The 14,075-nt window shown below is 72.7% G+C and carries 10 protein-coding genes; 6 read left to right on the plus strand and 4 right to left on the minus strand.

Features of this window, described 5'->3' with window-relative positions; translation table 11 throughout:
* Window positions 1-32 precede the first annotated feature (32 nt).
* Window positions 33-311, minus strand: a complete 279-nt coding sequence (locus WME83_RS27090) for a hypothetical protein (RefSeq protein WP_437312582.1) — start codon at window positions 309-311, stop codon at window positions 33-35.
* Between the two features lie 285 nt (window positions 312-596).
* On the opposite strand from WME83_RS27090, the gene WME83_RS27095 reads away from it, so the two are divergent.
* Window positions 597-2,087, plus strand: coding sequence for a hypothetical protein (locus WME83_RS27095; protein ID WP_437312583.1), 1,491 nt, complete (start codon window positions 597-599; stop codon window positions 2,085-2,087).
* Between the two features lie 99 nt (window positions 2,088-2,186).
* Entirely contained in the window at window positions 2,187-4,334 is a 2,148-nt protein-coding gene (locus WME83_RS27100; RefSeq protein WP_437312584.1) for a M3 family metallopeptidase, read from the plus strand.
* Window positions 4,335-4,389: 55 nt separating this feature from the next.
* Here WME83_RS27100 and WME83_RS27105 read toward each other — a convergent pair whose 3' ends face one another.
* Complete coding sequence (locus WME83_RS27105; RefSeq protein WP_437312585.1) at window positions 4,390-7,188, minus strand: tetratricopeptide repeat protein; 2,799 nt, start codon at window positions 7,186-7,188, stop codon at window positions 4,390-4,392.
* Window positions 7,189-7,337: 149 nt separating this feature from the next.
* On the opposite strand from WME83_RS27105, the gene WME83_RS27110 reads away from it, so the two are divergent.
* Window positions 7,338-7,634 (plus strand): hypothetical protein, encoded by a 297-nt coding sequence (locus WME83_RS27110; protein WP_437312586.1) that lies wholly within the window; start codon window positions 7,338-7,340, stop codon window positions 7,632-7,634.
* 13 nt (window positions 7,635-7,647) lie between these two features.
* Here the strand turns inward: WME83_RS27110 and WME83_RS27115 are convergent, their stop codons facing one another.
* Complete coding sequence (locus tag WME83_RS27115; RefSeq protein ID WP_437312587.1) at window positions 7,648-9,006, minus strand: serine/threonine-protein kinase; 1,359 nt, start codon at window positions 9,004-9,006, stop codon at window positions 7,648-7,650.
* A complete protein-coding gene (locus WME83_RS27120) occupies window positions 9,003-10,229 on the minus strand; it encodes an FHA domain-containing protein (RefSeq protein WP_437312588.1) in 1,227 nt (408 codons plus the stop codon). Before WME83_RS27120 ends, WME83_RS27115 begins: the two co-directional genes overlap by 4 nt.
* A gap of 105 nt (window positions 10,230-10,334) precedes the next feature.
* Here WME83_RS27120 and pilB point away from each other — a divergent pair, with 105 nt between their 5' ends.
* The 3 genes from pilB (at window position 10,335) to lexA (ending at window position 14,065) form a co-directional block, all read left to right on the plus strand.
* Complete coding sequence (gene pilB / locus WME83_RS27125; RefSeq protein ID WP_437312589.1) at window positions 10,335-12,035, plus strand: type IV-A pilus assembly ATPase PilB; 1,701 nt, start codon at window positions 10,335-10,337, stop codon at window positions 12,033-12,035.
* 4 nt (window positions 12,036-12,039) lie between these two features.
* Window positions 12,040-13,179, plus strand: a complete 1,140-nt coding sequence (locus tag WME83_RS27130; RefSeq protein ID WP_437312590.1) for a type IV pilus twitching motility protein PilT — start codon at window positions 12,040-12,042, stop codon at window positions 13,177-13,179.
* Between the two features lie 193 nt (window positions 13,180-13,372).
* Window positions 13,373-14,065 carry a transcriptional repressor LexA gene (lexA, locus tag WME83_RS27135; RefSeq protein WP_061627745.1) on the plus strand — a complete coding sequence of 231 codons (693 nt, stop codon included), beginning with the start codon at window positions 13,373-13,375 and terminating at the stop codon, window positions 14,063-14,065.
* The last annotated feature ends 10 nt before the right edge of the window (window positions 14,066-14,075 follow it).

Consider the following 14,075-nt stretch of genomic DNA (forward strand, 5'->3'; position numbering starts at 1 on the left):
GCGCGCGCCGGCGAGGCCGCGGGCCCCGCCGATCAATCCTCCGGCGAGTAGTCGCAGGCGCCGGCCGCGAGGTCGGCGCAGGACCTCCCCTCCTCCTCGTAGCACTCGGCCTGGCGCTCGATGGCCGTTCGATAGGACGCGCGAGCGGACTCGCTGCGGCAGAGATCGATGCAGATGTCTTCGCCGGGGCCGTCGGGCTGACACTCGGCGCTCTTGGCGCAGACGACCTCGCAGGGATCGCTGCCGCTGCTCGAGCAGCCAGGGGTGAGGGCGAAGAGCAACAGGGAAACGGTGAGCGCGGGACGGGGCATGGCGGAAGCTCCGACGGCCATCGGAGCACGCGGCGCCGCCGGCGGCGAGGGGCGAGCACCGAGCTCCACAGCTCGCTCCGTGCGCCTTGAAGATCCCCTTGTGGAGCAGCCACCATCCGCCGCGGATAGTCCAGATCTTGGACCGTCAAAACCGTGCGCTCCCATGGCGCGAACGATGAGCAGCCGTGTAGGTGTACTATTCCTACGCAGCCACACCACAACCTGCTGTGGCACGCAAACGTTCTTGGAGGTGCCATGAGGTCGATGTATTTATTGGGATTTTTCGTGCTTGGCACGATGGCGGCGACCGCCGCGGGCTGCGGTGGCGATGACGACGGCAGCGGCGGCAGCGGCGGCGAAGGGGGCGCCGGGAGCACCACGACGTCGACCGTGACGACCACGACCGGCATCGCCACCAGCACCTCCTCGGGCCCGGGCCCCGTGGACGACGGGAACGACAGCATCGAGGAAGCAGAGGAGCTCCCCGCCGGGAACAACGGGCTAGAGGGGACGCTCGAGCCGCTCGAAGAGGACGCGGACTACTACAGCTTCACCGGGACCAAGGGTCTGCCGGTCTACCTCGTCACCGACGCGAAGCCGGAGGACGGCGAGAGGGATCCGACCTACCCCGACACGGTCATCACGCTGCTCGACGCCGACGGGAACCAGCTCGCGCAGAACGACGATCCCGAGGGCGGCATCACGAACGACAGCGAGCTGCTCACGGTCCTGCCGGCGGACGGCGAGTATTTCGTCGTCGTCCAGGACTGCAACGCCGCCTTCCCGGAGGCCGCCTTCCCGAACGGCTGCTTCGACCCGTCCGAGGTCGTCAGCTTCGACTACACGCTGCGGTTCCTCCCGCTGGATCTGGGGGCCGATGAGGCCGACAGCCTCGTCGGGGAGACGGAGCCCAACAACGACGCCGAGCAGGCCGTGGAGATGCCGTACGAGCTGACCGCGGACGAGTCGGCCTACTACACCACGTTCGTGTTCGGCAGCTTCGCGGATGAGGCCGACGTCGACGTGTACTCGTTCACGCCACCGGCGACGCCCGAGTTCGAGAACGCCCTCCTCGCCCAGTTCAACTTCTCCGGGCCGAGCGGGCCCGAGGGCAACGGCTCGACGGTCGACGTCAGCGAGGTCGCCGTCTTCAACGCGACCGATCTCACGAGCGCCTACGCGAAGGTCGACCCGTCGAAGGGCGGCGATATCGCCGTTCCGGTGGAGGCCGGGCAAGAGTACTTCGTCTTCGTCAAGCGCCCCGCAGGAGAGGTGGGGAAGAACGACTTCTACATCCTGCTGCACAGCCGGGCGAGCTCCGATCCGCTCGAGGCCGCGGAGGAGACCAACGGCGACGTGGCGACGCCCGAAGGCGACCTGGCCAGCTTCCCCAACCAAGGCGGCGGCGTCAGCTTCGCCGTCGAAGGGAAGCTCGCTGGCACCGAGGAGACGCCGGACGTCGACGTCTACGAGCTCCCGCTCGACGACACGGGAGAGGGCTGGACGATCTCCGTCATCTGCGGAGCGCAGCGCCACGGCTCCGGGGTCCGCGAGCTCCGCGCCGAGGTGCTGAACGGCGACGGAACCGAGATCGGCGCCGACTACGCGGCCACGGAGACCGCAGCGGAAGACCTGTACGTCGAGTCGCAAGCGATCCCGGAGGCCCCCGAAGGCAACCGGCTGCTCGTCCGGGTGTCGGCCGGCACCCCGGCCGCCGACGTGACGAGCCGAGGCTACAACTGCCTCTTCGCCTACCTGCCGCCGGCAGCCGACTGACGGCATGAAGCACCGCGCGGCTCGAGCCCCCGTTCCCGCGGGGATCGAGCCGCCAGGGGCCCGGCCCCCCCGAAACCCCCGTGGTATAGCCGGACCGACATGAAGGTCGGTCACACGCCCGCGCGCTCCGGGCTCCTCTCCCTCGTCCTGCTGGTCGCCTGCAGCGCCGGCCCTCGGACCGGCGCGGTCGCGCCGCCGGACGGGCCTCGCGGCGCCGCCCCTCCGGCGACGACCTCGCGCCCGGCGACGCCGCCGCCGCCGGAGGCGCCGGCGCGCGCCGAGTTCGACCCCGTGCCGCAGGGGATCACCGCCGTCGGGGTGAAGCAGCTCTGCGACGATCACCTGCGCGCGGCCGAGGAGCACCTCGCCGCGATCAGGGCGCTCCGCGGCGCGCCGCCGGAGGAGCTCACCTACGCCGCGACCCTCGGGCGCTTCGACGATGCCGTGCTCGAGGTGAACAGCGCGGGCGACTTCCCGTACCTGATGGGGGTCGCGCACCCGGACGCGGCCGTGCGAGAGGCCGCGAGGCTCTGCGAGCCGAAGGTCGACAGGTTCACGACCGCGATGTGGCTGGACGCCGATCTCGCCGCCGTCCTCCAGGCGTTCGCCCAGACGGGCGAGGCGCGCGAGGCGCTGAAGGGCGAGCGTGCGCGGCTCCTCGCCGATGTCCTCCGCGACTTCCGACGCAACGGGCTGTCGCTGCCGCCCGACCGGCAGCAGCGCCTCCGCGACGTGAACGAGCAGATCACCCGCATCGGACAGGAGTTCATGGCGAACCTGTCGGCGTCGACCGGCGCGATCGAGATCGCGCCCGCCTCGCTCCAGGGGCTGCCCAAGGAGTACGTGGCGAAGCACCCGCCCAAGGCGAACGGCAAGGTCGAGATCAGCACCGACTACCCCGACTTCTTCCCGTTCGTCACCTACGCGAAGGACCGCAAGGCCGCGCTCGACCTCTACGTCCTGTTCACCAACCGCGGCGGCGAGAAGAACGTGAAGCTGCTCGAGCGCCTGCTCGCGCTCCGCTCCGAGAAGGCGAGGATGCTCGGCTACAAGACCTGGGCCGACTACGCCATCGAGCCGCGCATGGCCAAGACGAGCGGCGCCGTGCGCGCCTTCCTCGACCAGGTCAAGGCCGCGCTGAAGGAGCCGGCCAAGGCCGAGTTCGCCGAGCTGATGAAGGAGCACGTGCGGCTCGGCGGCAAGCCGACCGACAGGCTCCCGCCCTCCGAGCGCTACTTCCTCGAAGATCGGGTCCGCGCGTCCAAGTACCAGTTCGACTCGCAGGCGCTCTCGGCCTACCTCGAGATCGGCGCGGTCAAGCAGGGGCTCATGGACATCACGGCGCGGATGTACGGGCTCGAGTACAAGGAGGTCCCCGCGAACGCGTGGCACCCCGACGTGACCGCGTACGAGGTGCGCTCCGACGGCAAGACGATCGGGAAGTTCTACCTCGACCTCCACAGCCGGCCCGACAAGTACAAGCACGCGGCGATGTTCGCCGTGCGGACGGCGAAGCGGCTCGCCGACGGATCGTGGCAGACGCCCGTCGCGGCGCTGGAGTGCAACTTCCCGAAGCCGGGGGCGCAGCCGGCGCTCATGTCCCACGAGGACGTGGTGACGTTCTTCCACGAGTTCGGGCACGTGCTGCACCACCTCCTCACGCGCTCGGAGCTGGCCTTCTACTCGGGGACCTCGACCGTGCGCGACTTCGTCGAGGCGCCGAGCCAGATGTTCGAGGAGTGGGCGTGGTCCCGCGAGGTGCTCGATCTGTTCGCGAAGCACCACGCGACCGGCGAGAGGATCCCGGACGATCTCTTCCAGGCGATGACCCGCGCGCGGAGCTTCGGCCGAGCGCTCGCGACGCAGCGGCAGCTCACCCTGACGTCGATCGACCTGGAGCTCCACACCCGCGAGCCGGGCTTCGATACGACCCTGGTCGTGGAGCAGGCGCAGCGCGCGCACGAGTCCTTCGTCTTCGTGAAGGGGACGCACCTGCAGTCGAGCTTCGGGCACCTCATCACCTACGACGCGGGCTATTACGGCTACCAGTGGGCCCTGTCGCTCTCGCGCGACGTGCTCACCCGCTTCAAGCAGGAAGGCCTGCTCAACCCGGACGTCGCGCGCGCCTTCCGCGACGAGGTGCTCGCCAAGGGGGGCGGCGTCGAGGCAGGCGATCTCGTCGCCCGCTTCCTCGGAAGGCCGCCGAGCCACAACGCGTACCTCGCCTACCTCCAGGGGAAGGAGTGAACGCGCGCCGGCCGGGAGCGGACGCGGGGCTCAGGCAGACGTCTGACGCCTGGAGCTAAGGCTCGATGGCGACGCCGAGCTCCTCGCGCAGGGCGTGGTACGCGTCCGAGACGGTGAACGAGAGGAGATCGCCGATCTTCTCCTCCGCCGTCAGCACGCCCGGCGTGTCCCCGCGCGAGAGCGACGACGCCGCGACCGAGAGATCGCCGGTCAGCAGGTAGCCGACCCGCGCAGCGCACCGCTCCACCGAGCCCACCCAGTGGGCGAGATCCAGCGGCGCGCGGATCTCGTAGAGCTCGAACACCGCGGCCTCCAGCGCGTCCCGCTCGCGCTCCGTCAGCCGCTCGTCGAGCAGCGGCATCAGCGCGAGCACCGCGCCCTCGAGCTCGGCAGGGACGGGCTCCGACGGCCGCGCCACCTTGACCGCCGCGGCGAGGCAGACGCCGAGCTCCTCGAGCGAGGGGAAGTGCAGGAGCAAGCGGTGCGGGCCGACGTGGTAGGCGACGTGGCTGCCCACCAGGAACGCGAGCTCGGCGGCCGTCCGCCCGCGGAGCGCCTCGCCGCCGACCAGGACGCTCGGCTCCTCGACCGTCACCGCCGCGACCGCGATGGGCGCGTCCTTGCGGAGGTAGACCGCCGGCGTGGGGATCGCGAGGCACCGGCTCGCCCACGAGAACAGGCGCACCACGCCCGCCGCGTTCCGCTCCGCGTCGGCGCGCGCGGCCGGATCGACGTGCGGGATCATCCTCTCCCGCGCGCGCTGGGCGAGCCGCGCGCGGACCGCCGCGTCGGCGACCGACGCGAGGACCTCCTCGAGGGCGCGATCGCGATCGGCCGCGCGCAGGAGATCCCAGCTGCCCGGGCTGAGCCCGCGCGCGGGCTGCACGAGGCCCGCGGGCCGGTGCTCCTCGAAGATGAAGCGCTCCCGCGCCTCGGCAGCGCCGAGGTAGACGGCCACGCTCGCCGCGGCCCAGGCCTGGTCGACGCGCCTGAGCTTCTGGAAGGTGTCGAACAGGTCGTGAAACACCTGGACGTTGCCCGGATCGAGCACCGCCGCGGCCTGGAGGTGCGCGGCCGCGCGCTCGATCCGGCCGGCGCCCCGCGCGAGCGACGCGGCGCTGAGCCGCCCCGGGACGTCGTCCGGCCGCTCGACCACCGCGCCCTCGAACGCCTCCAGCGCGGAGCTCGGATCCTCGAGGTGATCGCGGAAGAGCATGCCGAGGCGGCGGCACAGCTCCCAGGTGACGTCGCTCCGGACGCGCGGGTCGGCGATGCGCTGCGCCCGGTCGAGCATGCGGCGGTACGCGAGCTCGAGCTCGCCCCACTCCTGCCGCGCCGAGAGGAGGATCGCGATCAGCGCGAGCGGATCGAGGAACGTGGGGTCGGCGTCCAGCGCGCGCTCGAGCAGCTCGATCCCGTCCTGCTCACGCGTGACCTCGGTCAAGGTCGCGCGGGCCTCGCCCTGCATCGCGGCGCGCGCGAGCTCCAGGAGCGCGACGGCCCGCTGCCGCGGGTCCGGGAGGAGCTCGGCGTGACAGCAGCGCGCGTCGAGCGACGCCGCGAGATCGCCCGTGGCCTCGTAGAGCCGGCCCAGGCTGCGCAGGACGGCGGCGTCGTCGGGGCGGAGCTCCCGCGCCCGCTCGAGGAGCTCCTGCGCTCGCGCCGGATCCCCGGCGACGATCTCCCAGCGCTCGGCGAAGCGGACGAGGAGCCCGAAGCGATCGGCGTCCCCCTCGACGCGCGTGAGCAGCCGCTCCTCCGCGGTGCGCAGCCTCGCGAAGTCCTGCTCGGCGAGGTGGAGCTCGACCAGCGCCTCGAGCGCGGGCCGGTGCTCGGGCGCGAGCGCCAGCGCCTTCTCGAAGCCCTCGATCGCCTCGCGGTGCCGCTGCTGGCGCCACCTCGCCTGGGCGATGCGCAGGTGCACCTCCGCGCGCGCGTCCCGCTGCGCGACCCCGACGAGGGCGAGCGCCTTCTTGTATGCCGTGAGCGCCCCGTCGAGGTCCGACGCGGCGGCGAGCGTGTCGCCGGCCGCGAGGTACTGCGCGACCGGGTCGTCCGGCGCGGACGCGGGGGTGGTGGCGACGCCCCCGTCGCCCGCGGCCTGGGGCCGCGCAGCCTCGGCCCTGGCCGGGCGCCGGCGGGGCGGGCCGCCGCGCGGGACGAGCACCGAGAACGCCCCCCGCCCGCTCGCCCGCGCGAAGCACGGGATGGCGCCGGCGAGGCCGGGGTTCCCCTCGACGCGGCGGAAGATCTCCTCGGCGGTGACGCCGCGATCCGGGTCGGCCTCGTCGAGGTGCTCGACGAAGGCGCGGGTGAACACCGAGGGCAGGTCGGCGTCGAGCGAGCCGATCGGGTGGGCCGCCACGAGGAGCTCGACGCCCGTCACGGGGGACGCCACCGCCTGCTCGGCGGCGGTGACGACGGCGCGCGAGGTCGCCCCCGGGCCGTGGTGGCACTCCAGGACGAAGAGCACCTCGCCGCGCGCGCGATCGCGGAACACCGCGGCCACGTCGCCCAGCGCGTCGCCCACGCCGGGGTTCTCGGGGTCGAGGCAGAGGAAGAGCTCCCCGTCCGGCGACAGCGCGACGGCGGTGGAGGCGTAGAACAAAAATAGGGTCGAGGCCTCGTCGCGCGCGGCGTCCTCCGCGTCGACCAGGGTCTGTCGCGTCGCCGTGAGCTCGTCGAACAGCGCGTCGAGCTGCTCCGCGAGGTCGCGCGCGGGGTCGACGTCGACCACCCGGAAGCCGGCGTCGTCCAGCGAGAGGCGGGCCCGGATGAGATCCCCGTCCAGCGAGCCGGGCGCCGGCCGCTGGTCGCGGTGCAAGCTGGGCGTGGCGACGATCGCCAAGCGCATCAGGGCGCCCCCTCCTCGTTGCGTACGCGCATGCAGGCGAGCAATCTACCCAGGGCCGCGCCCGAAGCGAAGAAGGTTGCCATCCGGCACGCAACTCCGACGCAGCGCGAGGTCCCCCGTACGAGACATCACTCCCGGAGGGAGCACGCATGAGCAAAGGCAGGGGTCGTTGGTGGACGGAAGCGGCCGGCAGCTCCGGAAGAGCTCGCGCCGCGTCATTCGCGCTCGCGGTCGCCCTCGCGTCGGGCTGCGAGAGCGTGTGCGACGAGGCCGAGGACCACATGGAGGAGTGCGGCTACGAGGGCAGCGGCATGTCCAGCGAGGCGTCGTGCGAGGGCGCCGTCCACTGCGCGTCGGCCTGCGCCGCGGAGGTCCCCTGCGGCGCGTTCGACGGGACGGACACGGCCGCGTTCGATCGGTACAGGCGCTGCCTCGACGCCTGCTGAGCCGCCGCGGGGCTCAGCAGACGGCGCGGACGAGCGCGGCGCCGTCCGGCGGCCGCTCGTCGTCCGGGCCGAGGCACCGCAGCGACAGCTCCTTCCAGGGGGCCAGCCCCTCGCCGCCGAGCGGCTCGAGGCGCACGAGGACGTCCTCGAGCACGCGGCCGTAGCCGTAGATGTCGTCGCGCGGGTCGCTCGGCCGCCCGGCGAGCCGCTCCGGCGAGACGTACCCGGGGCTGCCGCCGGCGGACGGCGCGCCGCGCGGCCTGGCCAGCCCGAAGTCGCTGAGCACGGGCTCGGCGAGGCTGCGCAGGAGCACGTTGGCCGGCTTGACGTCGGCGTGGACGTAACCGCGCTCGTGGATGCGGGCGAGCGCGCGCGCGAGCGGGCGCGCCCACCGCGCGATCGGCGCGAGCGACGCCGCGTCGCCGGCGCGGAGCACGTCCCGCACCGAGCCGCGCGCGATCCACTCCAGCGCGATCCACCCCTCGTCGGGGTCCGCGTCGAACACCCGCACCACGCCGGGCCCGGCGAGCGCCGCGGCGAGCCGCACCTCGCGGGTGAGGTGCGCCCGGTCGCCGCCGCGCCCGTGGTAGACCTTGAACCCGAGGCGCCGGCCGAGCACCTCGTCCTCGGCCTCGTAGACCGCGCCGGCGCCGCCGCGCGCGACCTCGCGGAGCAGGCGGAACGGGGTCCTGCCCGCGGCGGGCGCGACCACCGTCACGTCCTCCACGCGGGCGGCGGCGGGCCGCTCCGCGCCGAGCGCCGCCCGCCAGCGCTGGTGGCGCTCGCGCGCGCCGGGCGCGTCGATCTCCCGGACGAGCACCCGCTCGATGGCGCCGACCGCCCGCGGGAGCTGCCCCAGCGAGGCGTAGAGGTCGGCCGCGAGGACGAGCCCCTCGGTCGAGGACACCGGCTGCGCGCGCCCCGCGCCGCCGCGCTCGCGCGCCGCGGCGCCCTCGAGCACGGCGAGCGCGCCCAGCTCGTCGCCCCGGGCCGCGAGCAGATCGGCGCAGGCCACCCGGACCGGATCCGGCAGCGCCCGCTCCGCCATCGCGGCGACGAGGTGCGCCACGGCCTCGGCCTCCCGCAGCGTCCCCCGCGCGCGCCGCAGGATCGCGATCACCTCGTCCGTCGAGGGCCCGTCGCGCGCGCCGGAGCTCCGCAGGCGCGCGACCTCGTCGCCGCCGTCGTCGCGCGCCGCGCGCCCGCGCGCCCGCGCGTCCGCCGCCGGGCGCGCCGCCCGCGCCGGGTCCGCGCCGCGCGCGACGTCCGACGCGCCCGGCGCGTCCGGCGCGGCGCCCCCGCCGGGCGCCGGCGCGCCGCCGTCCGCCGCGGCGCCGCCGAGCCGCTCCTTGAGCCGCCGCCACAGGCTCACGCCGGCCCGCCCTCCCCGCCGCCGTCGCGGCGCGCCGGCGAGGCCTGGCCGGCGGCGAGCACGCGGAAGACCGGCGTCCCCCCGCGCGACGCGGCGATCGCGTCGCCCGCGCAGAGCTCGACGGACGGCGCGAGCTGGTAGTCGCCGAGGAACGGCGGCGGCGCCCCCGGCGGCGTCTTCAGCGCCACGAACGCCGAGGCGCCCGCCCGATCGAGGCGGATCCGCCACGGCCCCACGGGCAGCTCGCCGAGCGGCGCCGTGAAGCGCTCGCCCGCGACCTCCACCACGCAGCCCTGCCCGATCCCGGGCGCGATCGCGCACGGCACCTCCCCGCCGAGCAGGATCTGCACGCCGCGGCCGACGGGCAGCGGCGCCGTGAGCCGCGCGCCCGCCAGCGTCGTGCCGTTGCGCGTCCCGAGATCCTCGACCTCGATGCCGGACGGGCCGCGCCGGATCCGCGCGTGCGTCCTGCTGACGGCGCGGGACGCGACGACGATGGTCGCCTCGCCGCGGCCGATCGTGACCTCGTCGCCGAGCGCGCACCGCACGACGGCGCCGCCGAGCTCGATCGAGAGGACCGGCCCCGACAGGAGCCGCGCCCGGATCGCGCGCAGCGCGTCGGCCACCTGCTCGCCGCCGCGGCCTCCGCCCGCCCACGCCTCGCCGACGGCGATCGCCTCGCGGCGCTCGGCCATCCGGTCGAGATCCGCGATGCTCCGCAGCGCCGCGGCGAGCTCGCGCTGGTCCCGCTCGGCGGTCATCGAGGCGCGGAGCCGCTCCTCGAGCCGGTCGATCGCGCCGGCGGCGGCCAGGACGCGCGTCTCGGACTCGGTGTCGCCGACCAGGGCGTAGGCGTCCGCGGCGCGCTCGAGCTCGCCCGCCGCCTCGAGCTCGCGCGCGACCGCCAGCACCTCGCTCCGCATCGCGCTCGCGCCCCGCGCGCGCACGAGGTCGAACGCGAGCAGCGCCTTGCGCCCGAGCGCCGCGCGCTTCAGCTCCGGGCTCTCGGCGGTGCGGAACGCCGACGCGCAGAAGGCGATCCGCTTCTCGACGCTCCGCTCGGCGTCGGCGCGGAGGAGCAGGACCCGGGCCGCGTCGTCCGGCATGCCGGCGTCGAGGTACAGCTCGACCGCCCCCGCGAGATCGCCAGCGAGCTCCCTGGCCTCGGCCGCCCTGCGACGGCTGTCCCCCCGCTTGAGCCCGAACCACTCAAAGAGACTCACGCAGCGCCATCCTCACCCGCATCCGACATCCTACCCTTGAAGCGCGCCGGCCCCAACCGCCAGCGTTGACTCCCTCCCTCGCCGCCCGCAGGATTTGCGCCCTCGATGTCGACCAACCACCGCCTCGGCGAACTGCTCGTCCGCGAAAAGCTCATCAGCCTCCAGCAGCTCCGGCAAGCGCAGGAGGAGCAGCGCAAGACGGGGCAGAACCTCGGCTACGCCCTCGCCAAGCTCGGGTACATCTCCGACGGCGAGATCACGAGCTTCCTCTCGACGCAGTACCGCGTCCCGGCCGTCGCCCTCGACGAGTACGAGATCGACGCGGAGGTCTCGCGCCTCGTGTCGCGGGAGGTCTGCGAGAAGCACAAGATCATCCCGATCTCCCGGTCGGGGACGGCGCTCGTCGTCGCGATGGCCGACCCGACGAACCTGCACGCGATCGACGACATCAAGTTCCTCACGGGCTTCAACGTCGAGCCCGTCGTCGCGTCCGAGACGGGCATCACCGAGGCGATCGAGCGCGCGTACAACGTCGGGCCGTCCTACGACGAGGTGCTGAGCGAGTTCGGGGAGGAGGAGGTCGGCTTCCAGGTCGAGGCCGACGACGTGAACGTCCTCGAGCTGGAGAAGGCCGCCGAGGGCGCGCCCGTGGTCCGGCTCGTCAACGCGATCCTCCTGAACGCCATCAAGAAGGGCGCGAGCGACATCCACGTCGAGCCGTACGAGAAGAAGCTCCGCGTGCGCTACCGCATCGACGGCGTGCTGATGGAGGAGATGCAGCCGCCGATCAAGCTGAAGAACGCGATCGCGAGCCGCCTCAAGATCATGAGCTCGCTCGACATCGCCGAGCGGCGGCTCCCGCAGGACGGCCGCATCAAGCTGAAGATGGGCAGGGGCCGGGAGATGGACTTCCGCGTCTCCGTGCTCCCGACGATCTGGGGCGAGAAGATCGTCCTCCGCCTCCTCGACAAGTCGAACCTGCAGCTCGACATGGCGAAGCTCGGCTTCGACCCGAAGCCGCTCGCGGACTTCAAGTGGGCGATCGGCCAGCCGTGGGGCATGGTCCTCGTCACCGGCCCGACCGGCTCCGGCAAGACGACGACGCTCTACTCGGCGCTCTCGGAGCTCAACCAGATCGGCTCGAACATCAGCACCGCCGAGGATCCGGTCGAGTACAACCTGCACGGCATCAACCAGGTGCAGATGCACGACGAGATCGGGCTGAACTTCGCGATGGCGCTGCGCTCGTTCCTCCGGCAGGACCCGGACATCATCATGGTCGGCGAGATCCGCGACTTCGAGACCGCCGAGATCGCCGTCAAGGCGGCGCTCACCGGCCACCTCGTGCTCTCGACGCTGCACACGAACGACGCGCCGTCGACGATCTCGCGCCTCCTCAACATGGGCGTCGAGCCGTTCCTCATCACCGCCAGCGTGAACCTCGTGCTCGCCCAGCGCCTCGCGCGCAAGATCTGCCCCGACTGCCGCGTCCCGCTGCGCGTGGACCCGAAGGTGCTGCTCGACTTCGGCTTCACCGAGCAGCAGGTCGCGCGCGCGGACCTCGTCCGCGGCGCGGGCTGCAAGACGTGCAACGGCTCCGGCTACAAGGGCCGCGTCGCGCTCTACGAGGTCATGCGCTTCACCGACGCGCTGAAGGAGATGGTCCTCCAGGGCGCGTCCACGGCCGAGCTCAAGGCCGCGGCCATCAAGGGCGGGATGCTGACGCTCCGGATGAGCGGGATCGAGAAGGTGCTGGCGGGCGTCACGACGACCGAGGAGGTCGGCCGCGTGACGATGGGGGACTGAGCGCATGACCACGGAGCTCGTCGGACAGCAGGAGGGCCTCAGGTACACGCTCCAGCAGCTCCTCCGCGCGATGGTGGAGAAGGGCGCGAGCGACATGCACATCACGAGCGGCACGCCGCCGCTCCTGCGCATCGACGGCACGGTGGTGCCGCTCAAGCTCCCGCCGCTCATGCCGAGCGACACGAGGCAGCTCTGCTACTCGGTGCTGAGCGAGGAGCAGGTGGCGACGTTCGAGCAGCGGAACGAGCTCGATCTGTCGTTCGGCATGAAGGGGCTCGCCCGCTTCCGCGCGAACATCTACATGCAGCGCGGCGCCGTGGCGGCCGCCTTCCGGCAGATCCCCTTCCGGATCATGAACTTCGACGAGCTGGGCCTGCCGCCGGTCGCGCTCGACATCGCCGCCAAGCCGCGCGGCCTCGTGCTCGTGACGGGCCCGACCGGCTCGGGCAAGACGACCACGCTCGCGAGCATCATCGACAAGATCAACTCCGAGCAGCGCCTCCACATCCTCACGATCGAGGATCCGATCGAGTACCTGCACCCGCACAAGCTCTCGCTCGTGAACCAGCGCGAGATCGGCTCCGACACCGCGTCCTTCAAGGACGCCCTGCGCTACGCCCTGCGCCAGGATCCGGACGTCGTGCTCGTCGGCGAGATGCGCGACCTGGAGACCGTCGAGTCGGCGCTGACGATCGCCGAGACCGGCCACCTCGTGTTCGCCACGCTCCACACGAACTCGGCGATCTCGACGATCAACCGCATCATCGACGTCTTCCCGCCGCACCAGCAGTCGCAGGTGCGGCAGCAGCTGTCGTTCACGCTCGTCGCCGTGATGACCCAGCTGCTCCTGCCGCGCGCGAACGGCCCGGGGCGCGTCATGGCGATGGAGGTCATGATCCCGAACGCCGCGATCCGGAACCTCATCCGCGAGGACAAGCTCCACCAGATCTACTCGCAGATGCAGGTGGGCCAGGCCGGCAGCGGGATGCAGACGATGGCGCAGTCGCTCGTCTCGCTCTACCAGCGCCGGATGATCACCCTGGAGGAGATGTTCGCCGCCGCCGCCGACCCGGACGAGATCCGGGCGATGCTCGAGCCCCGCCCGGCCATGAGCTCGCGGAACAACCCCCCGAAGCAGCCCTGATCGCGGGCCCCTGCCCTTCGGTTCACCCTGCACGCTCGACGCGCCCCGCAGCTCACCGCGCGATCCGCCCCGCGCGCCGCGCCGCGCGCGGCCGACGCGCCGGCGCCCCCAAAATCGCGGCAAATTCAGGTCTGTGGAGAGGTACCTCCACACTTTTTTGACATCTACCCAACCGTTCAGTAGGTTCCGCCCGATGCAGGGGCTCACCGAGCGACAACAGCAGGTGCTTCACTATATCCGGCAGTCGATCAGCGAGCGCGGGTACCCGCCCACGCTGCGCGAGATCGGCGCGCATATGGGGATCCGCTCGACGAACGGGGTGAACGATCACCTCCGGGCGCTCGAGCGCAAGGGCTACCTCACCCGCGAGGACATGAAGTCGCGCGCCCTGCGGCCGCGCGATCTCGACGGCGGCGGCTCGAGCGGCGGCGCCGAGCTCCGCGGCGCGCTCGTCGGCGGCGGCAACGACGCCCCTGCGAACGACCAGGAGGACGACCTCGTCGAGATCGCGGTCGTCGGCCGGATCGCCGCGGGCCTGCCGATCCTCGCCGAGGAGCACGTGCTCGACACGGTCCGGATCGAGCGGACGCTCGTGCGCGGCGGGCGCGAGGTGTTCGGCCTGCGCGTCACCGGCGACTCGATGATCGAGGCCGGCATCTTCAGCGGCGACTACATCTTCGTCCGCCGGCAGCTCACCGCGCAGCGCGGCGACATCGTGGTCGCGCTGATCGGCGACGAGGCGACCGTGAAGTACTTCTTCCCCGAGAAGGACTACGTCCGCTTCCAGCCGGCCAACGCGGCGATGGCGCCCATCCTGGTCCGGGCGAGCGACTTCAAGCCCGCGATGCTGCTCGGCGTCGTCGTGGGCGTCTACCGGAAGCTCTAACCTCCTCCTC

Origin of the sequence: Sorangium sp. So ce385 (assembly GCF_051474135.1) — a bacterium.
GTDB lineage: Bacteria > Myxococcota_A > Polyangia > Polyangiales > Polyangiaceae > Sorangium > Sorangium cellulosum_D.